This window comes from Pseudogracilibacillus sp. SE30717A, from assembly GCF_037071985.1.
Lineage (GTDB): Bacteria > Bacillota > Bacilli > Bacillales > Amphibacillaceae > Pseudogracilibacillus.
The window spans coordinates 114,739-138,159 of record NZ_JAXHDF010000001.1 but is presented as its reverse complement, the minus strand read 5'-3'; the positions used below and the strand labels follow the sequence as shown (position 1 = coordinate 138,159).

The following is a 23,421-nucleotide window of genomic DNA, read 5'->3' as shown; positions in this document are numbered from 1 at the left end:
TTTTATCCTTTAAGGCGTTTTACAACGATATTCATCCATTTTTTTAGAAGAATCTCTTGCAAATATACCTTAAAAGAAAACAATAGGCGAAAAACTCAATAGGAAATAAACGTTAGATATTGTTTTGCTTGCAATATTTATGTATAATATTGCATAAATATAAGAGACGGAATTTTTGATTAATCGGATTTTTAAAACGATTAACTGGGGGTCAGAACATGGAACGAGAACAAATGTTAGATTTTTTGAAGAGAATCGCCGATGGAATTGCCAGAATGTTCGGGAACAACTGTGAGGTGGTTATTCATGATATGGAAAATGATGAATCATCCATTTTATATATAACGAACAATCATGTGACTGAACGAAAAGTAGGGGATAAATTAGATTTCTTAGGAATAGGGGAAATTGACGACCTGTTTAAAGGTACGGATTTGATCAATATAAAAGGAATATCTAACAATAATCATTTACTGAAATGTTCCACTTTTCATGCAAAAGGAGAGAATTATCATTTTGCTCTTGGGATTAATTATGATTATACGAGTCTGCTCCTGGTGGATAATGTTTTAAAAGATTTAACACATGTAGGGGATGCTATTAATATTGTTGCATCCGAAAAAGATGAAAACCTTGAACGGAAATTAGATGATTATTATAAGAAAGCGGTGGACCATGTAGGAAAACCTATTCCATTTATGAGAAAGAAAGAACGTGTGGAAATGATACGTTTTTTACATGATAAGGGAGCCTTTTCTATCCATAGAAGCATTCCGATCATAGCTAAAAAAATGAAGATATCTCGTTATACTATTTATAATTATTTAAAAGAGATAAAGGGACAGGCGCAACAAATTTAACGCCTGTTCCTTTTATTGTTTATATATTTTTACTATCCATAAGTCGCATGGAGTTTAAGACAACAAGAAGAGTTGCACCTACATCGGCTATGATTGCCATCCATAACGTTAACCAACCAGGTATGACAAGGAGAAGTGCGATTATTTTAAGGCCTAGAGCAAAAGAAATATTTTGTTTAATTATATTTAAAGCCTTTCTGCTAAGTGAGATCGTATATGGTAGTTTTGTTAAGTCATCATTCATAAGCGTAACGTCTGCTGTTTCAAGAGCGGCGTCTGTCCCGGCACCGCCCATTGCAATACCAACTGTTGCATTTGCCAGAGCCGGTGCATCATTAATTCCATCTCCAATCATTGCTACTGAATGATCAGATTGTATTTCTTTTATTTTAGCTAGTTTATCTTCTGGCAAAAGATCTGCATAAACATCAGTTATACCAATTTCTTCTGCAATGGAATCAGCAGTTAACTGATTATCTCCTGTTAACATAACTGTATTTTTAATTCCTAGTTTCTTTAATTTATCGATTACATTCTTGCTAGTATTCCGAACCTGGTCAGCTACAGCAATGATTCCTATGATATCTTTTTCTGTACCAAGTAACATGGCTGTTTTTCCATTCCGCTGTAAAGTGGAAATTTGTTCTCTTGGAATTAACTCCTCCATTCCAATACCATCAAAGAGGGCAGGGTTTCCAATATAATACGTATTGGAATTAATAACAGCCATGGCTCCTTTACCTGTAATGGATTGAAAGTTTTCTGCAACATCTGGTTTAATCTGTCTATCTTTTGCTTTTCGAATAATTGCTGAAGCAATCGGATGTTGTGAAAATGTTTCAATTGCTGCGGCAATATTTATCACATCATCAGCATCCACGGAAGAAAGAGGGATGATATCGGTTACTTCAGGTGTACCTTTTGTTAATGTACCAGTCTTATCAAAAGCAATTACATTTAGTCGCCCTGTTTCTTCTAAATGAACACCACCCTTAATTAAAATTCCGTGACGAGCAGCATTCCCGATAGCAGTTACGATCGCAACAGGTGTGGAAATAATTAGCGCACAAGGACAGCCAACAACGAGGGTAGCTAATCCTAAATAGATCCAGTGAGACCATTCCCCGCCAAACAATAGTGGAGGTATCACACCAATTAACAATGCCAAGATCAAAATAGCAGGGGTATAGTAGGTTGCAAATCGATCAACAAAATGTTGTGCAGGGGCTTTCTCAGCCTGTGCATCTTCTACTAAATGAATGATTTTAGCCAATGTCGTATCTTGAACCAGTTTTGTAACTCGAACCTCTATGGAACCTTCTTCATTAATCGTACCAGCAAACACGTCGTCTCCAATGGTTTTATGAACAGGAATTGATTCTCCAGTTATTGCGGCTTGATTAATGGAAGTTTTTCCACTAATTACTTCTCCATCCATGGCAATTTTTTCACCGGGCTTGATGACCATAACATCGTTTACATTTATTTGTTTTACGTCAAGGTTAATTATTTCATTACCTCTCCGTACTGAAGCTTGATTGGGAGCGACATTTACTAATGTCTGGATCGAATTTCGTGCTTTATCAATCGAATAACTTTCCAATGCTTCACTTAGTGCGAACAGTAATACAACTATTGCACCTTCAACCCATTCTCCAATAAGAGCAGCTCCAATGATCGCTATAGTCATCAACGTTTTCATATCAAAGTAAAACCGAAATAGATTCTTGATACCTGCAATAAATAAACTGTATCCACCAACAACTATAGATAAGATAAACACACTTATGGTGACTGGACTGTTCGTGCCAATGGTCATCCTCATAAAAATCCCAACGAGTAACAGTAAAAAAGCAATAATAGTAGTTATATTTTCACGTTTGGTTAAAAAAGCTTGTTTTTCAGGGATAGTTTCTTCTTCTTCAAATATTTTTATATTATCAAATGAGCCAGCTCTTTCTAATTGTTTAATTGTAACTTCTCCTTGGACGGAGACTTTTGCAGCAGCAAAATTAACATGAGCATCTTTGACAGTGTCAATTTCCCGAATGTTTTTTTCAAATTTTGCAGCACAGTTTGCACAGGATAATCCTTGGAGCTTATAAGTAACTTCATTTGTCATCTCTATTCACCTTCTTTCGCATGTACCATTGCTATATAAACGAGTTGTCTAACATGATCATCATCTAATGAATAAAAAACCACTTTTCCTTGTTTGCGGTATTTTGCTAATTTCATATTCCGTAAAAGGCGTAAGTGATGAGAAGCGGTTGCGGTAGTAGAGTCAATAATATGTGCCACATCATTCACACATAATTCTTCTGTTAAAGTAAGTGCATAAGCAATTTTTAAACGAGTTGGATCAGCTAATGCTTTAAATATAAGTTCTACATCATTTACATCATCCATTAATGGCTTTATTTGACTCACTTTATCCCGATCATAATAAAATTCTGTTGTTTCCGGCATTTTTTCACATCCATATATTCAAATAAGTATTTGATTATAGTATATGATCCGTTTATTCTAATGTCAATCAAATAATCAAATGTTTATTTGATTAATAAAATGTCTTATTCTTTTAAGATTCTCTTAACCTTTTTAATTATTCTAAATACCCATTTTCTGAGGGGTGAAACAAAGTAAAATTAAATTAGTGCCTCATATGTGATTGACAAAATATCAAATCATGATAATATGTGATTAAATTGAATAGTTCATTTACACTAGGGGTGCTTGTGTTACAAGCTGAGATCGAAGTATAACTTCGGGATTCTTAGAACCTGATCTAGTTAAGGCTAGCGAAGGGAAGTGATGTTTTGTTATTAATTCATAATAGCAGACCACTTTCCTGTGTATTTTTACAGAAAAGTGGTTTTTTATTTTTTATTTAACAATCGAGGACGAAAGAAAAGGGGGCAGTATGACAACTTTACATATTATTTCAACTGGCAGGCAGCCACTCGATAAATTTGTCGACAAGATAAGGCAGATTCACCATGAGATTGATTATATTCATTTGCGAGAGAGGAGTTGGACAGCAAAACAATATATTTCTGCTATTAATCAAATGCTTGAAATGGGAGTGCCAAAGACTAAAATAATTATCAATGATCGAGTAGATATCGCGGTAACTCAAGATGTCGGAACCGTTCAATTGGCCTCTCATAGTATCGATGTAAAAGAGGTTAAAAATAAATTTCCTCATTTACAAATTGGTAGCTCCGTTCATTGCGCAAAAGAAGCGGTAGAAAGAGAAAAGGATAGAGCCGATTACTTAGTATTTGGACACGTTTTTGAGACAAGTTCAAAACCTGGTCTTCCATCCCGTGGCATCAAGCAATTAGAGGAAGTGGTCAATCAGGTAACTATTCCTGTAATCGCTATCGGAGGAATTACTCCATCCAATGTTCATTCATTGTTACCAGTCGGAATAGGTGGAATTGCTGTTTTATCAGGTGTTTTATTAGCTGAAGATAGTCAAGCAGCTGTAATAAAATATCGTAAAGCATTAATGGGAAATGAGGTGAACTAGATGAACTTAACGATTAATGGTGTAAAAATGAAGATACCAAAAACAGTACAAACAGTGACAGACTTAATTGATCATCTCGAATTAAGCAGTCCAGTAATTATTGTTGAACATAATGAAGTAATTTTACAAAATGAAATCCATGGACAAGTAAGTGTGAGTGAAGGCGATAAAATAGAGTTCGTGCAATTTGTAGGTGGAGGTTAAATAGAAGCATAGTTTACTAGTACATAAAATGGAGGGACAATCATGTTAACAATTGGAGAGTATCAATTTAAATCAAGACTATTTTTAGGTACTGGAAAATTTTCAGACTTTGACATACAGAAAGAAGCGGTCATCGCATCTGAAACAGAAGTGTTAACTTTTGCTGTAAGAAGAATGAATATTTTTGAGCCTAGTCAACCAAATTTTTTAGAAAAGATAGATTTGGATAAGTATAAATTTCTACCAAATACAGCTGGAGCTAAGACGGCAGAAGAAGCAGTAAGGATTGCAAACTTAGCTCAAGCTTCGGGGATCTGTCATATGGTCAAGGTTGAAATTATTGGTTGTGATAAAACATTACTGCCAGATCCGGTAGAGACACTAAAGGCATCTGAATTACTTTTAGAAGAAGGATTCACTGTTTTAACGTACACGTCAGATGATGTTGTGCTTGCAAGAAGATTAGAAGAATTAGGAGTGCATGCGATCATGCCGGGAGCTTCACCAATTGGCTCAGGGCAAGGGATTATCAATCCGCTAAATTTACAATTTATTATCGAGCAAGCGAATGTTCCGGTCATTGTCGATGCAGGGATTGGTTCGCCAAAAGATGCAACATATGCAATGGAACTTGGAGCAGATGCTGTCTTATTAAACACAGCAGTTTCTGGCGCAGATGATCCGGTTAAAATGGCAAAAGCGATGAGACTAGCAGTGGAAGCAGGGAAATTAGGCTTTGAAGCTGGGCGTATTCCCATGAAAAGAACAGCTGTTGCTAGCAGTCCGTTAGAAGGGTTAAGTATATAATGGATCGCTATTCAAGACAGATTTTATTTCCGCCGATTGGAGAAAAGGGTCAAAAAAAATTAGCTGACAAACATGTACTTATCATTGGTATAGGAACATTAGGAACACAGAGTTCCGAAATGCTTGCCCGTGCCGGTGTCGGTAAATTAACGATTGTCGATCGGGACTATATTGAATGGAGCAATTTGCAGAGGCAACAATTGTATATAGAAGAAGATGCTAGAAAGCGTACACCTAAAGCAGTAGCTGCTAAAAAAAGATTGGAAGAAATTAATTCTGAAATCAAAATTCATGCACATATTATGGATGTCACACCAGAGGAATTAGAGTCCCTTGTAGTTGGTGTAGATTTAATCATGGATGCAACAGATAATTTTGATATTCGAATGATGATCAATGACATTTCTCAAAAACATCGTATTCCGTGGATATACGGTTCATGTGTCGGCAGTTATGGGATGAGTTTTACCATTCTGCCTGGACAAACACCATGTCTGCATTGCTTAATGGAAACCGTACCGGTTGGTGGACAAACATGTGATACAGCAGGGATTATTCATCCGGCAGCTAGCCAAGTTGTTGTTCATCAAACAACTGAAGCATTAAAAATGTTAACGGATAATGAAGATGCATTAAGGGGAAAATTGATTTCATTTGATGTTTGGACAAATCAAACGGTACAAATGGATGTATCTCCGATGAAAAAGCCTCATTGTCCTTCTTGTGGGGAGAATCCTACTTATCCATTTTTACAATTTGATGAACAGACAAAAACAGCTGTGTTATGTGGAAGGGATTCTGTTCAGGTGAGACCGCCGACAGCTCAACAGCGAAATCTTAAACAGTTAGCAGAACAACTGAAAAAAACTGGCGGAGAAATAGAAGTAAATAATTTTCTTCTGTCATTTCGTATCGGTGAAGAAAGAATGGTTATTTTCAAAGACGGAAGAGCACTTATTCACGGAACGAACGATGTTGAAAAGGCGAAAACATTATATCACCGTTATTTCAGTTAGGATGAGAATATCGGATTGCAAAAAAGTACAAATTGAAGAGAGCTACTGCCCTAAAGTTAGATCATATTGTTCGTGCAGTAGAAGAATGGTAGAAATAAAATATATTAAAAAATGCTGTTTCTTCTTCCGAAACAGCATTTATTTTTGCATAAATTATAGACTTGCTTCTATTAAATTGTGAACTTCATCTATCTTGTCGTGATGCAGTAGATCAACAATCTTACTTCCGACAATAACCCCATCACAATAGTTGCTTAATTCGTGAGCCTGTTCTGGACTTGATACACCAAACCCCGCCAATACAGGCACATTACTATGTTTTTTTAACGTTTCTAAATAGGAGTAGACACTTTCTTGGTGTGTTGCTCTTGCTCCAGTTGTACCAGTTACGGAAACAGCGTATAAAAATCCTTCTGATCGTTTAGCAATTTCTTTTAATCGATCTTCTGTACTTGTTAATGCAGCTAAGCGTATAAAGGCAATATTATGTTTTGTAAAAGAATCTGCAACAACGGACTCTTCTTCTAATGGTACGTCTGGGATAATTAAGCCATCTACTCCGACCCGAGCACAATCCTCTGCAAATTTTTCAATTCCGTATGCATACACCGGGTTTAAATACGTCATTAAAATGATTGGAACTTCTCGTTCTTCTTTAAACGTTTCTAATATATCTAGTATTTTTTTTAATGTTGTGCCGTTCTCTAAGGCGCGGATGCTCGCTTCTTGAATCGTTGGGCCATCTGCCACTGGATCGGAAAAAGGAATCCCTAATTCAATCGCAGCAACCCCACTATCTTGTAAGAACTCGATACGCTGTTTTAAGATATCAAGTCCTCCGTCTCCGGCAACAATATATGGTACAAACAAATTTTCGTTGTTTTCGATTTTTTTATTAAAATAGTTTGCGATTTTTTCTTTACCCATTTTGCACTCCCTCTAATCGTTCTTTGACTTGTTGTACATCCTTGTCTCCGCGTCCTGATAAACAGATAACAATGGATTGCTCCTTACCTACTTGCTTTGCTAATTTCATTGCGTATGCTACTGCATGAGAACTTTCTAATGCAGGAATGATCCCTTCCGTTTTCGATAATAATTGAAAAGCTTCCAATGCTTCTTGGTCGGTAATTGCATCATAGGTAACCCGTTTTGTTTCCGCTAAATGACTATGTTCAGGCCCCACTCCCGGATAATCAAGACCTGCAGAAATGGAGAATGCTTCTTGAATTTGCCCAGATTCCGATTGCAGTAATTTAGTCATGGTTCCGTGCAAGACACCTGTTTTACCGACAGTTAGGGTTGCTGAATGTTTGTTTGATTCAAGCCCAAGTCCACCTGCTTCTACTCCATACAGTTTAACGTCTGAGTCTTCAATGAATGGATAAAACATTCCCATAGCATTACTGCCACCCCCAACAGCGGCGACGATGTGATCAGGAAGTTTTCCCGTCTTTTCTACAATTTGTTTTTTTGTTTCAGTTCCAATTATGGATTGGAAATCACGAACAATTTTTGGAAAAGGATGAGGTCCAACTACAGAACCGAGAATATAATGCGTATCTTCTACATGGCTAACCCAGTAACGTAATGCTTCATTAACCGCATCTTTTAATGTTCCACTACCTTGAGAAACACTTACCACTTTTGCTCCGAGCAGTTCCATTCGAAATACATTTAATGCTTGTCTTTTTACATCGACTTCCCCCATAAATACAATGCACTCTAAATCAAGCAGTGCACAAACAGTTGCTGTTGCAACCCCATGTTGACCCGCACCAGTTTCTGCTACTACTTTTTTCTTCCCCATCCGTTTTGCAAGCAAAGCCTGCCCGATGGAATTATTGATTTTATGAGCTCCTGTATGGTTTAAATCTTCTCTTTTTAAGAAAATTTTTGCACCATCAAGATAGCGGGACAGATTTTCAGCTTCGTAAAGTGGGGTTTCCCGTCCGACATACTGTTCTAAATAATCATTTAATTCTTGAAGAAATGTTTCATCTTTTTTTGCCTCTTCAAAAGCTGTTTCTAATTCAAGAAGGGCAGGCATTAATAACTCTGGAACAAACCGGCCTCCAAAATTTCCATAACGTCCTCGTTGGTCTGGCATTGAATATGTTGTCAATTTGATTCAACCTCTCTAAATAGTTTCATATGTTGCTTGTTGTATAAATTGATGGATTTTTTCGTGATCTTTTACACCGTCTGTTTCTACGCCACTGGATACATCTACTCCAATAGGGTGAACAGTATCAATTGCTTCCTTAATATTGTTTATATTGAGCCCTCCGGCTAATAATAGTTTACGTCTATCAATCTTTAACTCATTTAATTTTTTCCAATTAAACGTATTGCCGGACCCTCCTCTAAATGTTTCACCAGGACTATCGATTAATAGATAATCATAAGGATAGTCTTGAATGGTTGCAGCATCCACTTGATCAATCGAGAAAGCCTTAATAATAGGATATGGAATTTTGGTCGCCAGTTGTTTTGGCTCATCTCCATGTAATTGAATGTAATCTAATCCAACCAAATTTGCAATAAGTTTTATATTTTCTAAAGATTCATTTACAAAAACTCCGACTTTCTTTAGGGATGGTGATAAATGCTTTGCAATTTCAGCTGCTTTTACAGGAGCTATTCTCCGCTTACTTGGGGCAAAAACAAATCCGATAAAATCAGCTCCAGCATTTTGAACAACTTTAGCTGTCTCAAGAGAAGTGACCCCACATATTTTTACAAACATGTTATAACCTCGCTTTTTTCGGTAATAAAACTTGTAAGTCATTTAGTGTTTGAGCAACATTGTTTGAACGCATTAATGTTTCACCTACTAAAATTACTTCAGCCCCAGCTTTTGCGACTGTTTCAACGTCCTTCTTCGTCTGAATTCCGCTCTCACTAATGATGATTGTTTCTGGATCAGTTATCATGTTTGTCAGTTTTGCAGTGGTGTTAAGATCGACTGAGAATGTTTTTAAATCTCGGTTATTAATTCCTATAATGGTCGCTCCTAGTTTTAATACCCTTTCCATTTCTTCTTCATTGTGCAATTCACATAATACCTCTAAGTCATTTGTTTTTGAGTATTCAAATAACTTTTCAAGTTCATGATCGTTTAAGGCGGCAGCAATAAGTAAGATTATATTTGCGCCCGCTGCTTTTGCTTGGTCAATCTGGACAGGATCAATAATAAAATCTTTACATAAGATTGGAATATTGACAGCTGCACGTACCGCACGTAAATCTTCCATTGTTCCTTTAAAGAAAGGAGTATCTGTTAAGACAGAGATGGCACTTGCTCCATTTTCAGCATAAAGTTTTGCTTGTTCCACTGGGTTTACGTCAGCATTAATTGTTCCTTTGGAAGGGGAGGCACGTTTTATTTCTGCAATTACCCCCATGGTTGATTTTTCTTGTATGATCTCTTGAAATGTTTGTATATTTTTGTTGAAAATTAATTGATTAAACGTTTGATTACGTAGCTTCTCTACTTCTTTTTTCTTTTCCGCAATGATTTTATCTAAAATGGTCATTTATATCGCCTCACTTGTTAATATTTCACTATATTTAATTAAAGTATTTAATCGGTTTAATGCTGCACCTGATGCAATGCTTTCACGAGCGATCTCCAGGCCGTCCTTTACCGTAGACGTTTTTCCGTTTGCAAATAATCCAATTGCGGCATTTAATAAAACTGTATCAAGATAAGGACTAGCTTCATTGTTTAAGACACTAAGTAAGATCTTGGCGTTTTCTTTTGCATTTCCACCTTCAATCTCTTTAATGGTGTAGGTTGGTAAACCGACTTCATTAGGATGCAATGTAAATGAAGTAATTTCTTCATTCTCCAATAATACTAAATGATTTTCTCCTGCCAGTGATGCCTCATCCATATAACCAGCTCCGTTTAAGACAACTGCTCTTTTACGTCCGAGTTTTTTAAGAGATTCAGCTATAGTTTTTAATTTATCACGTTGATATACTCCTACTAATTGAGATTCCAAATGAATTGGATTTGTTAATGGCCCGATCAGATTAAAGATAGTAGGGAGTCCAAGCTCTTGACGAATTTTCATGAATGGTCTTAATTTCGCATGTACATGAGGGGCAAATAAAAAGGCAATATTATTTTCCTCGAGCATTTCTTTCGTATGTTCCTTGGAAAATGCTAATGAAACTCCTAAATGTTCCAACACATCTGCACTTCCCGTTTTACTAGAAATACTGCGATTTCCATGCTTTGCGACAGTTACTCCTGCTCCTGCCAGAACAAAAGCAGTCGTTGTACTGATGTTAAAACTATTTGACCTGTCTCCACCTGTCCCGCAATTGTCCATAACATTGGGTAAATTAATTTCACTCAAATCAGAATGCGCTCGAATGACTTCTACAATGCCGGCAATTTCATCGGAAGTTTCTCCTTTAATACGAAGGGCAGTTAAAAAAGCAGCAATCTCTGTGTCAGTAATCTCTTCGCTAAAGCAGTTATTCGTAGCTTCTTTCATTTCTTCAACACTTAAACTTTCTTGATTTATTAATTTCTCAAGATATGTTTTCATTCCTATACTCCTTTCATCTCTTTATTTAAGTTTGTTAGTGATTTAGCTTTATGAAGTGTTTCGAAATATTCATTTTCAGGAATGGAATCTGCGACAATTCCTGCACCGGTTTGCAAATACGCTCGATTATGTTTCACTACGATGGAACGAATAGAAATGGCTAAATTTATATCATGGTTAAAGGAAATATATCCAATGCCACCTGCGTAAAATCCTCTTCGTTCTGTTTCGATGTCATTGATGATTTGCATCGCCCGTTCTTTCGGTGATCCTGAAACCGTCCCAGCAGGTAAGCAAGCAATTAATGCGTCCATACTCGTTTTGTCCTCTTGTAAAGTTCCATGTACCTCCGAGACGATATGCATAACATGTTCATATTTAACAACATCTTTATAAACCGGAACATGTATACTTTCTTTCTCACAGGCAGCAAGTAAGTCCGTTTTACTTAATTCAACTAGCATATCATGCTCAGAAAGTTCTTTTGGATCTGTCAATAATTCTTTTTTGAGTGCTTCATCTTCCGCTAGTGATTTACCCCTTCGTCTTGTACCTGCGATGGGATTTGTAACAACTTGATCTCCCGTTGTTTGGACAAGACTTTCAGGTGATGCACCTATAATTAAATAATCCGTAAAATCAATATAAAACATATAAGGTGACGGATTTGAAGTGCGTAATTCTCTATAAAACGAGAACGGATCCCCATCTAATTCAGCGATCATTCGCTGTGAAATGACAATTTGGTCAGCTTCTTTATTTTCGATAAATGTCTTTGCTTTTTTCACATTTTCAATAAATGTTTCTTTTGGAATCTTCGGCTCAAATGTTATGGAGTGCAGTTTTGGATCAGGAATTGTGATCTGCTTATCTAATTGTTCATTAATTCGTTCTATACGTTCTTCTAATTTCTCTTCCGCCGATTCATCGATGTTTAGTGTGAGAATATGTGCCTTTTCTGTACGATGCTCATAAATAATAATTGTATGATATACCATGAAATGATAGTCAGGCATATTTAATTCATCTGTTAGTTGTTCACCGATATTGGCAAATTGCCGAATGGCATCATATGCAACATAACCGATCGCTCCGCCTGTAAAAGGAAGAGGGAGCTCGCAATCAATTTTCGGGAAATTATTTGTTAAGTACTCAATAGCTGTTTGGTTTACTATTTTTTCTTCTTTCGTTTCTAAGTCGATAACTTTTGTTTCATTGCCAGATCCGATTATTTCCTGAAATGGGTTGGCGCCAATATATGAATACTTTCCTTTTGTTTCATGTTGAAAGGAACTCTCAAGCAAAAACTTCTTTGGTCCTTCTAGTCGTTTAAATATACCAACTGGTGTTAATGTATCTGCATTTTTCAGGATTAATTTATAGTTAACTTTTTGTTTAATCATTTTTCATTCCTCCAGATTAAGAATCAAGATATTTACATCTGATTGAAAATAAAAAAACCTCTACAAACACTAAAACAGTGCTTGTAGAGGACGATTCATCATCGCGGTGCCACCTCAGATTAAAGAAGGTTTCCCTTCTTCATCTCATTTCAAATACGGGATACTAATATCCGATATTCTATCCGTGTAACGTCGGAAAAACATTTTTCCCTACTAGCAGATACTTTTCAGGAAAACTCTTGTAAGTCCATTCGGTCCTTATCTACATACTGGGATCCCACCATCCCCAGCTCTCTTTTATGCTTCTTAAAGACGTACTTCTCTTACGCATCGATTTGATATGGTATAAAGTAAAACTTTTTTAAAAATAAAAAAACCCTTCATCCGAAAAAAAAGGACGAGGACTTCGCGGTACCACCTTTATTAGCTAATAATAGCTCACTTTGGTAATAGAACAAGATACAGTTCTATTTGTCTCTTATAACGTAGAGTCAAATTCGTCAAAGCCTACTCCATAATGTTTCGGTTTGAAAGCTCGAAAGTCCATTCATCTACTTAGTCACACCAGTTCTCAGCACCACTGGCTCTCTAAAGTGCCTAAAAGTAAATTACTACTCTTTCTCATCGCTAAATATTTTAAGTTGTTATAATTTTAAGTGAATTTTTTTAAAAAGTCAAGAGAAATTAATAATATGTTTTGCTAAAGATACCGTTTGTTTGTAAAAGTAACGTGAAAAAGAGGAAGGGGAGTATCATTCCAATATCTAGTCAAACCTAAGGTAATCCTTAAAGAATGATAGCATTTGCTTATTTCCACCTGCTAAAAATCAACTAATACAACAGTTCGGATGGTAAGAACTGCTTGAAAATTCTCATGGGATTAAATGACAAATTATGGTACATTTATAACAGATAGACAATTATACATATTTAGGAGGGGTACAATTGATTTTTGAAATGACTACTCAGGTTCGGGTTTCTAACATAAAAGAAGGTCGAGAGTGGTACGAAACACTGCTGAATAAGAAGCCTGATTTTACTCCACACGATGGATTTGTAGAGTGGGAACTCATTCCTGGTTGTTGGTTGCAAGTTGCAGAAGGAACTCTTACTGAGGGTAATGGACCATTACGTTTTGGAATTACTAACATTGAAGCAGAAAGAGATAGACTTGTAGCAGAGTTAAAAATTGATAGTTTTGAAATACACTCAAGACCAGAAGTTCCAGTGAAATGGGGAACTTTCACAGACCTTTGGGGAAATCGACTTGGACTTTTTGAATACTTGGATAAGAGAGAGGAACAAGAACGTATTAAACCTATCATTGGAACATTAGAAGTTTAGGGGAAATTCTTGTAAGAAAGGGATTAGCCAATCAAAGTTTACAAGTCTATTCTTCACATACTTGAATAATCTCTTTAGGTATAGATTCAAAAATTAACACTTCTGGTTTTGGATAGGACTTCTTTATCAAATACTCTTCAAATGGCATCATACTTTTCCAATATAGTTTAATCCAATATTCAATAGTTTCTCCAGTATAAAAGTTTAAAGCTTCCTCATCAAAGTCTTTAAAATCCTCATAGAATGCTTGGTCATAGATCGAAAAGGAAATATCACCATCAAATACTAGGATTTTATCCGTAAATACAGGAAAGCAAAAAGATTTAGAAAAACGATTAGTTATGTCAACACCTATTGCTTCTTTAAAGTTAAGCCAATCAGGTGTATTGGAAGGCCTTAATAGTTCTGTTATCTCAAATTTTACTCTGCCACCATTACTGTATCTATTATTTGACTTAGTAGAATATTGAATGCCACCACTCATGACTTCTTTCAGCGAGACGTGATGTTCGTGATTTTTAGGCAAATATGCATGATACAATAAATTACTCAAGTATCTCACCTGCTATATATTTATTTTATTGGAACATAAGGGAAATGCGAGCATCTGCTTGGGTTACCTAGGTTTTCAAATACTTTATGACTTCCAGTCTGTGTATCAGGTGTGCTGATATTCCTGTCAAATTCTTTATAATACTTAGTTATTTTTTGGATTTGGATTATTAGGATTCGTCAATTGAATAAGCTTTATCGGGATTAGTCATTATTTCTTGTCTTCACTTGGCTACATCAACATCTTCACCATATTGTGACCTATTAGGAGTAGAAGTAAAGGTCTACTTGGATTATACATATGTTTTTCAGAATGTGGCCTGGCATCGTGTCTAGTTGAAAGTTTAGTAAACTCATTAACCCTTTTAATTCTCGTTCTACATAACGAATTTCCTGCTTCTTAAATGAAATGTCTCGGATGATGCTCTTTACTAGAAAGTCCCGTGTTTCTTGGTGTTCTAATATTGTGTTTCCATCCTCTTTCACCACCTTTAAAGTCCCACTCGCTTTTTTCACCGAACATGTATTGTTGCTGAATTCTAATAAAAATATAGTCAATTGCTTAACACTTAACCCCTCTAAACACGGTGGAGACGGGTATCGTTCCCAAAATGCCAATGCTGTTTTTCTATCTACTTCGGAAAAAAACTTTTTATAGCCTGGATAGTGGTGACTTAATTGAATATGCATTTGGTTCTTTAAAGCACCTTGTGCCTTTACTAATGCACTTCTTCAAGTGACCAGTTGTTGTATCGACCAATTTTTTTCTACGGTGCTTTTGTCCGTGCCCGAGAAACCCACAAATTGGCTTAAAATACCCATAAATTGCTTTTTCTCTTGTTCTTTTAAGTTCTTCTTTCTCTGTCCTCAGAATCAAGTAAAATAGCTAACTAAATCTCGCACCCTCTAATTTTAAAAAATTATTAAACCTATTTACCATATCTTCTTTCGTAGTTGGAACTTCTTGAGGCATATAATTAACAAAACTCACCATATCTTCTGGGTAGTGATGATTTCCATAAAACTCTGCAATTTTATTTAATAATTCATTATCTTCTTTACATCTTTCTTTTATTCCAGATAAATAAACAAATCTGAGTTTTCTATTCTCCTCTTTTAATATTGGGCTTTCTTCATCTAATTGGGGGAAATAATTAGTTTTTATTTCTAACATCACTTTATCTAAATCTTCACTAGATACTCCCCATGCAAGTTCACTAACAATCCCACTTTCATCACCAATCTCCATCAACTCTACCGCATAGTCAGAAATAACGTCTTTTTTAAAATAATTTTCTTGGACACCTACAAAAATAGTTTTCCAGTCATACTTAATATGTCTATTTTTTAAATCTTTTAAGTTCATATTATTCACTTCCTACTTTTTTGGAATTTGATTTGGCTTACCCGTTATAACTCCATTTTCAATGAATCTCCTGTGGTTCACGTCACCATTTGGCTCAACAATCCATTCAAAAACACCTTTTTTGCCATTATTACTACCTGTTATTTGGAATAATTCTCTTTTAATGCCGTCCCCTCCTACTAGCGGAAACTCCTCCGCAAATCTTGAATAATTATCAATAACATCAGAAAAACCATGTTCCTTTGATACATGAGGGAACTCTTTTTCTATAAAAGGTTTCCCTTTTTCGTCTCTTCCCCAAACTGGTTTTACTTCATCAACCTTTTTCCCACTTCCAACTCGTGTTCCATCTATAACAGGACCTTCAAGTTCTTCAATTACTTTAGAATTAGCTCCACTGACTTTCTGACCAGCTTCACCCGTACCCTTATCGGACACCATCTCTCTACTATTTCCACTATTCTTTTTACCCGTTAACTGCTCTAAAATATAATCAGTATTATATACATTGTACGCTGTTGGTTGGTACTCTATTGTGAGTATACGATCATTTCCAATGATATTTGTATATACACCTGGACTTTCTATCGTTAGAGGATGTGTGCCCTTTAGCTGGTTCATTCGCGACATATTTCTTGATGTTCGGACTGCTGTACCTGCGCCTTTTGGGCCTATCAGTTCAATTCCAATTGTCCCAAATATATAGGAGAACCATCGTGCTTTGCTCTCGTTATCACCTTTGACGACATTTTTAATATAGGAATCTGTTAAAGCTTTGCTTATATATAGAGAGGTCTCTACTGGGCGGAATCTCGCATTTCCTATAAAAAGCAGTAAATCAGAAATCACTCCAAATGGATCTTTAAAAAGGTCATAGATTCCCTCCACTGTATCTTTTCCAACATCATAGAATCCGAGTCCTACCCCTTTATATGTGTTCGGGTCCCTCATCATATGGAGAATGCTTGTATCTGTTTGATCAAGTTGGGATTCTCCTCCATATATCGTTTCTCTTACCTTTTTGAAAGATGGAAGATTAAATGCGGATAAGGGCTTGAAATTTATAATGGAAGAATTGTCTCCATAAGAAATTGCCATTTCACTCAAGTAATCTTGTAAAAGATCCAAATTTTCTTCCACATCGTTTAATGCCTTTGTTTGTTGGTGATCCACTTCATACAAGGTTTCCACCAATGCACTAGAGATATTTCTACCTTTTTCCGCATATTGGCTAAACTCTTCCATATTTAATGGAGAAAGGGAGATAAGATCGGAAATGCTTCTCATCGATTCGTTTGCTAATGTAATTAAACGATACGTCATCTCTTCCGCTTTGTCTATTCCACTTTTAATCTCTTCATCTATAAAAGCCTCACGGAGGAAACCATTCTTATCGCCTTCGAATTCCCCAAAAGATGTTTTCATCCCTTTTAAAATAAAAAAATAATCTGTTAGAGATTGGTGAAGAAAAATGAGAAATGTTTGATGAACTTCTTGATAAAAATTACGAATCGCCTTGCCTGTTTCTCCTTTTAATTCTGCTTCTGACTCGGTTATTCCCCGTACTGCACGTTGGATAGCTGAAATTTGGCTTTGAATTGTTTGTATGTCTTTATGTATCGACTGTACACTATCAGATAAACTTTTAACATCTAAAACCTTCACACACATAACCATCCTTTAACACGCTACTTAAATAGCTCATTATAAAAAACTCGGTATTACTTGAAAAGAGTAGTCGCTAAGTTTTGATCCTTTTCAATGAATGCTTCAACAGTTTTTTCTGTTACAGTGATGTTTTTTAATAATAAGGCTTGGTACTGTGTTAGCAACGAAGAATAGGCAGCATTTATTTTATTTATCCGCTCTATACATTCGAGTTCGTTTTTTCCTTTTACTTCAGAGAGAGTCGATGTTAATGCCTTAGTGGAAGAGGATAGCGTGGAAATAGCTTGTTTAATGGTAGCTTCATTAAGATTTATTTCCATTTACGTAAGTGCCTCCCTTTGTTTACTTCTTAAATAACTTAACTGTGTACGTTTTGCTTGTAACTGATTTTCCAAGTTGATCATAGTTGCCTCTAGCTGACTTATTTTTTGTTCTATTTGTTCGATTCGTTTAGTTAGCTGGTCATGAGGAATTGTAAGGTAACTGCCTTTTAATTCGTATTGTCTATACATAAGGAATTCATTTGCAAGCTCTCCTTGCCAAGTATCTTTTGTAAGTGAAGGTTTGGAAATTTCTTTTTGTCTATCTATGAATTTCTCAAATGATAAAAGCAACCGATTTTTGGTCCTCTTCAGTCGTTCCACATCTTGACGCAGGCTACTGAGTTCATTAGCTATGAAACGAATGGAATCTTCTGTTCTCCTAATTTCGTAAGCAAAAATAGCCATATGGTCATACTCCTCCTACCGAAATGTGTGGATAATATTACCAAAGAGCAGTTTGTATTTCAAACCTTTCTGATAGAATTTCAAAAAAATAACCGTTTATTACTAGATACGTATTTCGTCTAAACGGAAAGGACTAATTTTAATTCATGTAAAAAGTACTATAGTATTTGTTATGGAGAGTACATAATCAGGGGAAACATTGTAGTGAATTGTTTTCAATTACATGTCGAGGTAACGTGTCATGGGTGTATTTTATTATACCCCATCAAAATTCTTATCAATTAGAAACTAGATTGCAAAACAGGATTATATATTTATAATTATACGTAGCGTGGTTATGTAGATTAAGATGACTATATTCAAGAGGTGAATATATGTATAAAATGCCAAAAAGTTATCAAGATGAAATGTTTGCAATATTATTTGAAAATGCTTATCACTGTCTCGTAATTGTTGATAGTCAAGGGTTAATTACTTATTTAAATCAGACGTATTGTGACTTTTTAGAAGTGAAAAAAAATGTAGCTATTGGGATGCATGTTACAGATGTTATTGAAAATACAAGAATGCATATCGTAGTTCAAAATGGGAAAGAGGAAATTGCAGATTTACAATATATTCGTGGAAACCATATGATTGCTAATCGTATTCCTGTTTGTGTAGATGGAGAAATAGTTGCAGCTGTTGGTACTGTACTCTTTCGTGATACGAAGGAATGGAAGATGATGAATAGTCATATTAAAGATCTTTTACTTGAATTGGAAGAATACCGAAACCGTTTTGAAAACAATCATGGAGCAACCTATTCTCTCCATGACATTGTTGGAAGTTCTAAAAAATTAGAAAATATTAAAGAAAAGATTAAAAGAATTGCACCAAGTGAAGTCTCTGTTTTAATTAGGGGCGAAAGCGGAACGGGAAAGGAATTATTTGCTCACAGTATTCATCAGCTAAGTGAGAGAAATAATAAGCCGTTTGTCAAAGTAAATTGCGCTGCTATACCTGAGAATTTATTGGAATCAGAACTTTTTGGATATGCAGAAGGTGCATTTACAGGCGCAAAAAAGGGTGGAAAAATTGGAAAATTTCAGCTTGCTGAAGGTGGGACTTTATTTTTAGATGAAATTGGTGACATGCCAATTGGGGCTCAAGCTAAAATATTAAGGGCATTACAGGAAGGCGAAATTGAAGCAGTTGGATCAATAGAGTCAAAGAAAGTAGATGTACGGGTTATTGCTGCAACAAACCAGCCTTTGGAAAGATTGATTCAGGAAAATAAATTCCGGGAAGATTTATTTTATCGGATTAATGTTGTTCAAATTCATATCCCTCCACTTCGAAAAAGGAGAGAAGATTTACGAATTATTTCTAAATACTTTCTACATCAAATAACAAAACGGGTTGGCAAGAGGATAATCGACTTTGAAGATGAGGTCATGAACATGTTTATGACATACCGATGGCCGGGGAATATACGGGAATTAGAAAATGTAATTGAATCAGCTGTCCATCTAACAAACTCTGAAATGATAACATTGGATGATCTGCCAGACCATCTGCAGCCAACTGCAGATAAGTTACACGACCACCAGAGGACGTTAAAAGAGGTGTTGGAGCATACAGAAAAAGAAATGATCAAACAAGCATTGAATAAAGTAAATGGAAATAGGAATGAAGCTATGAAATTATTGGATATTGGGAAATCAAGTTTATATGAAAAAATAAATAAATACAGTTTATGATTTTCCGTAATTCCGGAAATGTATTCCGTGTTTTCGGAAAGTGTGTAAATGAGTAAGGCCAATGAGAGTGCTTACAATAAAAAAAGAAGTAAATGAACTCTGTTTTCCAGATCTTTGGAATACAGAGTTTTTTATATGTTAAGAAAAATGAGTAGGCACAAGGGATTTTGCAAATTAAAAGTTGGCATGACTCTTGCATGTTATAGGGGGTGAAGGAGGCATAGGTGATGAAAAAGATTTATAAATCATTTGAAGAAGCAGTACGAAAGATAGAAGATGGATCGACGATTATGGTTGGAGGATTCGGGCTTGTTGGGATTCCGGAAAATCTAATTCTCGCATTAGTCGAATCAAAAGTGAAAAATTTAACAGTTATTTCTAATAACTGTGGAGTAGATGACTGGGGACTCGGACTATTGTTACAAAATAAGCAGATTGATAAGATGATAGGTTCTTATGTGGGGGAAAATGCAGAATTTGAAAGGCAAGTACTATCTGGAGAACTCGAAGTAGAATTAACCCCGCAAGGTACTCTTGCAGAAAGAATTCGAGCAGGTGGAGCTGGAATTCCTGCCTTCTATACACCAGCAGGAGTGGGTACGCCTATTGCTGAAAATCAAGAAGTACGAACATTTAATCAGAAAGAGTATTTACTTCAAACAGCGTTAAAGGCTGACTTTAGCCTGGTTCGTGCGGCGAAAGGAGATACTTATGGAAATTTGATGTACAACAAAACTGCTCGAAACTTTAATCCAATAATGGCTGCTGCAGGTAAGGTGACGATCGCTGAGGTGGAAGAATTAGTAGAAGTTGGTTCTTTAAATGCCGATAGCATTCATACCCCTGGAATTTATGTTCAAGGAACGATTCAGGGGAAACAAGAAAAAAGAATTGAGCGTGTGACATTACGTTAAATGCTTAAGGAGGAAATAAATTTAATGGGAAAGCAACTTACGAAAGCCGAGGTTAGAGAAAGTATTGCAAGACGAGCCGCTAAAGAAATCAAAAGCGGATTCTATGTGAATTTAGGTATTGGTATGCCGACATTGGTAGCGAACTATATTGAACCAAATAAAAAGGTGATTCTACACTCTGAAAATGGGTTACTAGGAATTGGACCGTACCCAACGGAAGAAAATGTAGATCCTGAATTAATTAATGCTGGGAAAGAAACGGTTACTGAAGCGATTGGAGCCTCTTATTTTGATAGTGCAGAATCGTTTGCAATGATACGAGGCGCACATTTAGACCTTGCGATACTTGGTGGAATGGAAGTATCTGAAAAAGGTGATTTAGCAAACTGGATGATTCCAGGGAAAATGATTAAAGGTATGGGCGGGGCAATGGATTTAGTCCATGGAGCAAGTAAAGTTGTCGTTATTATGGAGCATGTAAGTAAAAAAGGTGAATCAAAAATACGTAAAGAATGTACTCTTCCGTTAACTGGTAAAGGTGTAGTTGATCGTATTATTACGGAACGAGCTGTAATGGATGTGACCGATCAAGGAGTAGTTTTAATAGAAGTATTAAATGGTTGGACCAAAGAAGAGGTAATTAAAGGTACAGATGCCAACCTTATCATTAGTGAAACAATTGCATAACGAGTTAATTAGGAAGGATGATAAACATGTTTGTAGAAGATAAAGTTGTTTTTGTGACAGGTGCAGCAAGTGGGATTGGGAATCAAATTGGGAAAGAATTTGCAAAAAACGGAGCAAAGGTAGTCTTAACGGATATAAATGAAGAACAGTTAAACAAAGAAATTGAACAAATGAAAGCGAATGGTTATGACTGCTTGGGCTTGAGATGTGACGTAACAAATGAAGAAGAATTAACAGAGGCTTTAGATAAAACCGTCGAGCATTATGGGAGATTGGATGTATTAATTAATAATGCGGGCATGCAATATGTAGCGGCAATAGAGGATTTTCCTACAGAAAAATTTGAGTTTATAAACAAGTTGATGGTTGTTGCGCCATTTATGGCGATCAAACATGTGTTTCCGATTATGAAAAGACAAAAATTTGGTCGAATTATCAATATGGCATCCATTAACGGGATTATCGGTTTTGCAGGAAAAGCTGCCTATAATAGTGCGAAACATGGCTTGATTGGATTAACGAAAGTGGCAGCGTTAGAGGGCGCGGATTTCGGTATTACCGTAAATGCAATGTGCCCCGGATATGTAGATACACCGCTCGTAAGAAATCAATTTGAAGATTTAGCAAAAAATCGTAATATCTCCTTGGAGAAAGTTTTAGAAGAAGTTCTATATCCACTTATTCCACAAAAAAGGCTTTTACAAGTACAAGAGATTGCTGATTACACCATGTTTTTAGCAAGTGATAAAGCAAAAGGTGTCACAGGGCAGGCAGTAGTTTTAGATGGGGGATATACAGCACAATAATAGAATTTTTCAGGAGGCAAAGTAATGAAGGAGATTTATATATTAGAAGGGGCACGTACAGCTTTTGGAAGTTTTGGAGGCGCTCTCAAAGATATGGATTTGACCTTATTAGGGACAATTGTTAGTAAAGAAGCAATAAAAAGAAGTAGCATTTCTCCAGAAAATATCGATCTATCCGTTTTAGGGAATGTAATCCATTCATCCAAAAATGCTCCTTATTTGGCAAGGCATATTGCCCTTCAAACAGGAATTCCTATTGCTAGTCCAGCACTTACAGTGAATCGGTTATGTGGTTCGGGGCTTCAGGCCGTTATTTCAGCAGCTCAATCTATCAAACTAGATGAAGGAGAAGTAGCGTTAGCAATAGGTGCTGAGAATATGAGTTTATCCCCTTATGCTATACGAGGAAGTAGATTTGGCACGAAGCTTGGTAAACCACAAATAGATGATATGCTATGGGCTGCTTTAACGGATAAGTATATTGGATGCGGAATGGGAGTTACAGCGGAAAATTTAGCAGAAAAATATCAAATTTCACGTGAAGACCAGGATGAGTATGCTTATTTAAGTCATCAACGTGCAGGTATAGCGAGAAAAACGGGAAAGTTTTCTGAAGAGATTATAGCTGTTGAGTTACAAACAAGAAAAGGTAAAAAATTAGTAGAAGAAGATGAGCATATTCGTGAAGACACAACAGTTGAAAAACTAGCAAAATTAAATCCTGCATTTAAAGAAAATGGAACAGTAACTGGAGGGAATGCTAGCGGGATTAATGATGGTGCTGCAGCAGTTGTTATTGCCGGAGAGGAATTTGTTCAGAAGAATGATGTATCTCCAGTTGCAAAAATAATCTCCTGGGGCGTCTCAGGAGTTGATCCAGCTATTATGGGTATTGGTCCGGTCGCTGCGATAAAGATTGCATTGGAGAGAGCAAATTTAACATTAGATGACATGGATCTATTCGAAATCAATGAAGCATTTGCGGCTCAATATATCGCTGTTGAAAAAGAACTCGGACTAAACAGAGAAAAAGTAAATGTTAATGGTGGAGCAATCGCATTAGGTCATCCAATTGGTGCAAGTGGGACACGTGTTCTTTATTCACTTATACAAGAACTTAAAAGACAACATGCAAAATATGGAGTCGTCTCTCTCTGTATTGGTGGAGGGCAAGGAATCGCAATGATTGTAGAAGCACTTTAGTAATTAATTATTATTAATAAA

General features: G+C 36.1%; 24 protein-coding genes, 1 pseudogene, 1 riboswitch and 2 other annotated features. Of the genes and pseudogenes, 11 read left to right on the top strand and 14 right to left on the bottom strand.

The features are described from left to right. Window positions 1-218 precede the first annotated feature (218 nt). Entirely contained in the window at window positions 219-860 is a 642-nt protein-coding gene (locus SPD48_RS00695; RefSeq protein ID WP_336256121.1) for a helix-turn-helix transcriptional regulator, read from the top strand. Between the two features lie 19 nt (window positions 861-879). On the opposite strand, the gene SPD48_RS00690 is transcribed toward SPD48_RS00695, so the two are convergent. After that, on the bottom strand, window positions 880-2,982 hold the full coding sequence (locus SPD48_RS00690) for a heavy metal translocating P-type ATPase (protein WP_336256120.1): 2,103 nt from the start codon (window positions 2,980-2,982) through the stop codon (window positions 880-882). A gap of 2 nt (window positions 2,983-2,984) precedes the next feature. After that, window positions 2,985-3,329 (bottom strand): ArsR/SmtB family transcription factor, encoded by a 345-nt coding sequence (locus tag SPD48_RS00685; protein WP_336256119.1) that lies wholly within the window; start codon window positions 3,327-3,329, stop codon window positions 2,985-2,987. 249 nt (window positions 3,330-3,578) lie between these two features. Further along, window positions 3,579-3,687, top strand: a riboswitch (TPP riboswitch). Between the two features lie 96 nt (window positions 3,688-3,783). Between SPD48_RS00685 and tenI the strand changes: the two genes are divergently transcribed. The 4 genes from tenI to SPD48_RS00665 are packed head-to-tail and all read left to right on the top strand — an operon-like array spanning window position 3,784 to window position 6,422. Further along, the gene (tenI, locus tag SPD48_RS00680; protein WP_336256118.1) at window positions 3,784-4,395 is read left to right on the top strand and encodes a thiazole tautomerase TenI; all 612 of its coding nucleotides are present in this window, start codon (window positions 3,784-3,786) and stop codon (window positions 4,393-4,395) included. Beyond that, window positions 4,396-4,599 (top strand): sulfur carrier protein ThiS, encoded by a 204-nt coding sequence (gene thiS, locus SPD48_RS00675; protein ID WP_336256117.1) that lies wholly within the window; start codon window positions 4,396-4,398, stop codon window positions 4,597-4,599. A gap of 42 nt (window positions 4,600-4,641) precedes the next feature. Then, window positions 4,642-5,406, top strand: a complete 765-nt coding sequence (locus SPD48_RS00670; RefSeq protein WP_336256116.1) for a thiazole synthase — start codon at window positions 4,642-4,644, stop codon at window positions 5,404-5,406. Continuing rightward, complete coding sequence (locus SPD48_RS00665) at window positions 5,403-6,422, top strand: thiazole biosynthesis adenylyltransferase ThiF (protein WP_336256512.1); 1,020 nt, start codon at window positions 5,403-5,405, stop codon at window positions 6,420-6,422. Before SPD48_RS00670 ends, SPD48_RS00665 begins: the two co-directional genes overlap by 4 nt. 153 nt (window positions 6,423-6,575) lie before the next feature. On the opposite strand, the gene trpA is transcribed toward SPD48_RS00665, so the two are convergent. From trpA to trpE, 6 genes are read right to left on the bottom strand one after another with little or no spacing between them, the layout of a single operon-like run. Then, window positions 6,576-7,349 (bottom strand): tryptophan synthase subunit alpha, encoded by a 774-nt coding sequence (gene trpA, locus SPD48_RS00660; RefSeq protein ID WP_336256115.1) that lies wholly within the window; start codon window positions 7,347-7,349, stop codon window positions 6,576-6,578. Then, the gene (gene trpB / locus SPD48_RS00655; RefSeq protein WP_336256114.1) at window positions 7,342-8,547 is read right to left on the bottom strand and encodes a tryptophan synthase subunit beta; all 1,206 of its coding nucleotides are present in this window, start codon (window positions 8,545-8,547) and stop codon (window positions 7,342-7,344) included. The genes trpA and trpB overlap by 8 nt, the downstream gene beginning before the upstream one ends. A 15-nt stretch (window positions 8,548-8,562) precedes the next feature. Beyond that, window positions 8,563-9,171, bottom strand: a complete 609-nt coding sequence (locus SPD48_RS00650) for a phosphoribosylanthranilate isomerase (protein ID WP_336256113.1) — start codon at window positions 9,169-9,171, stop codon at window positions 8,563-8,565. A 1-nt stretch (window position 9,172) separates the two neighbouring features. Continuing rightward, window positions 9,173-9,961 carry an indole-3-glycerol phosphate synthase TrpC gene (gene trpC, locus SPD48_RS00645; protein WP_336256112.1) on the bottom strand — a complete coding sequence of 263 codons (789 nt, stop codon included), beginning with the start codon at window positions 9,959-9,961 and terminating at the stop codon, window positions 9,173-9,175. Continuing rightward, window positions 9,962-10,987, bottom strand: coding sequence for an anthranilate phosphoribosyltransferase (trpD, locus tag SPD48_RS00640; protein WP_336256111.1), 1,026 nt, complete (start codon window positions 10,985-10,987; stop codon window positions 9,962-9,964). A gap of 2 nt (window positions 10,988-10,989) precedes the next feature. Further along, the gene (trpE, locus tag SPD48_RS00635; protein ID WP_336256110.1) at window positions 10,990-12,390 is read right to left on the bottom strand and encodes an anthranilate synthase component I; all 1,401 of its coding nucleotides are present in this window, start codon (window positions 12,388-12,390) and stop codon (window positions 10,990-10,992) included. An 83-nt stretch (window positions 12,391-12,473) separates the two neighbouring features. After that, window positions 12,474-12,730: a binding site (T-box leader), on the bottom strand. Window positions 12,731-12,780: 50 nt separating this feature from the next. Beyond that, window positions 12,781-13,024: a binding site (T-box leader), on the bottom strand. Between the two features lie 311 nt (window positions 13,025-13,335). On the opposite strand from trpE, the gene SPD48_RS00630 reads away from it, so the two are divergent. Next, window positions 13,336-13,734 carry a VOC family protein gene (locus tag SPD48_RS00630; protein WP_336256109.1) on the top strand — a complete coding sequence of 133 codons (399 nt, stop codon included), beginning with the start codon at window positions 13,336-13,338 and terminating at the stop codon, window positions 13,732-13,734. A 46-nt stretch (window positions 13,735-13,780) separates the two neighbouring features. On the opposite strand, the gene SPD48_RS00625 is transcribed toward SPD48_RS00630, so the two are convergent. The 6 genes and pseudogenes from SPD48_RS00625 to SPD48_RS00600 all read right to left on the bottom strand — a co-directional run bounded on the left by SPD48_RS00625 (window position 13,781) and on the right by SPD48_RS00600 (window position 18,048). Continuing rightward, window positions 13,781-14,287 carry a DNA polymerase III gene (locus tag SPD48_RS00625; RefSeq protein WP_336256108.1) on the bottom strand — a complete coding sequence of 169 codons (507 nt, stop codon included), beginning with the start codon at window positions 14,285-14,287 and terminating at the stop codon, window positions 13,781-13,783. A 317-nt stretch (window positions 14,288-14,604) separates the two neighbouring features. Further along, window positions 14,605-15,045 (bottom strand): annotated as a pseudogene (locus SPD48_RS00620) (IS110 family transposase); the annotation flags it as partial. Between the two features lie 127 nt (window positions 15,046-15,172). Then, complete coding sequence (locus tag SPD48_RS00615) at window positions 15,173-15,652, bottom strand: DUF2247 family protein (RefSeq protein WP_336256107.1); 480 nt, start codon at window positions 15,650-15,652, stop codon at window positions 15,173-15,175. 12 nt (window positions 15,653-15,664) lie between these two features. Next, window positions 15,665-17,317 carry an LXG domain-containing protein gene (locus tag SPD48_RS00610; protein WP_336256106.1) on the bottom strand — a complete coding sequence of 551 codons (1,653 nt, stop codon included), beginning with the start codon at window positions 17,315-17,317 and terminating at the stop codon, window positions 15,665-15,667. A 56-nt stretch (window positions 17,318-17,373) separates the two neighbouring features. After that, window positions 17,374-17,640 (bottom strand): YwqI/YxiC family protein, encoded by a 267-nt coding sequence (locus tag SPD48_RS00605; RefSeq protein ID WP_336256105.1) that lies wholly within the window; start codon window positions 17,638-17,640, stop codon window positions 17,374-17,376. Then, on the bottom strand, window positions 17,641-18,048 hold the full coding sequence (locus SPD48_RS00600; RefSeq protein ID WP_336256104.1) for a YwqH-like family protein: 408 nt from the start codon (window positions 18,046-18,048) through the stop codon (window positions 17,641-17,643). 374 nt (window positions 18,049-18,422) lie between these two features. Between SPD48_RS00600 and SPD48_RS00595 the strand changes: the two genes are divergently transcribed. The 5 genes from SPD48_RS00595 (at window position 18,423) to SPD48_RS00575 (ending at window position 23,400) form a co-directional block, all read left to right on the top strand. Further along, entirely contained in the window at window positions 18,423-19,790 is a 1,368-nt protein-coding gene (locus SPD48_RS00595) for a sigma-54 interaction domain-containing protein (RefSeq protein ID WP_336256103.1), read from the top strand. 227 nt (window positions 19,791-20,017) lie between these two features. Beyond that, a complete protein-coding gene (locus tag SPD48_RS00590; protein WP_336256102.1) occupies window positions 20,018-20,704 on the top strand; it encodes a CoA transferase subunit A in 687 nt (228 codons plus the stop codon). 24 nt (window positions 20,705-20,728) lie between these two features. Further along, window positions 20,729-21,391, top strand: coding sequence for a 3-oxoacid CoA-transferase subunit B (locus SPD48_RS00585; RefSeq protein ID WP_336256101.1), 663 nt, complete (start codon window positions 20,729-20,731; stop codon window positions 21,389-21,391). A gap of 26 nt (window positions 21,392-21,417) precedes the next feature. Next, window positions 21,418-22,197, top strand: a complete 780-nt coding sequence (locus tag SPD48_RS00580; RefSeq protein ID WP_336256100.1) for a 3-hydroxybutyrate dehydrogenase — start codon at window positions 21,418-21,420, stop codon at window positions 22,195-22,197. A 24-nt stretch (window positions 22,198-22,221) separates the two neighbouring features. Beyond that, window positions 22,222-23,400, top strand: a complete 1,179-nt coding sequence (locus SPD48_RS00575; protein WP_336256099.1) for an acetyl-CoA C-acetyltransferase — start codon at window positions 22,222-22,224, stop codon at window positions 23,398-23,400. The last annotated feature ends 21 nt before the right edge of the window (window positions 23,401-23,421 follow it).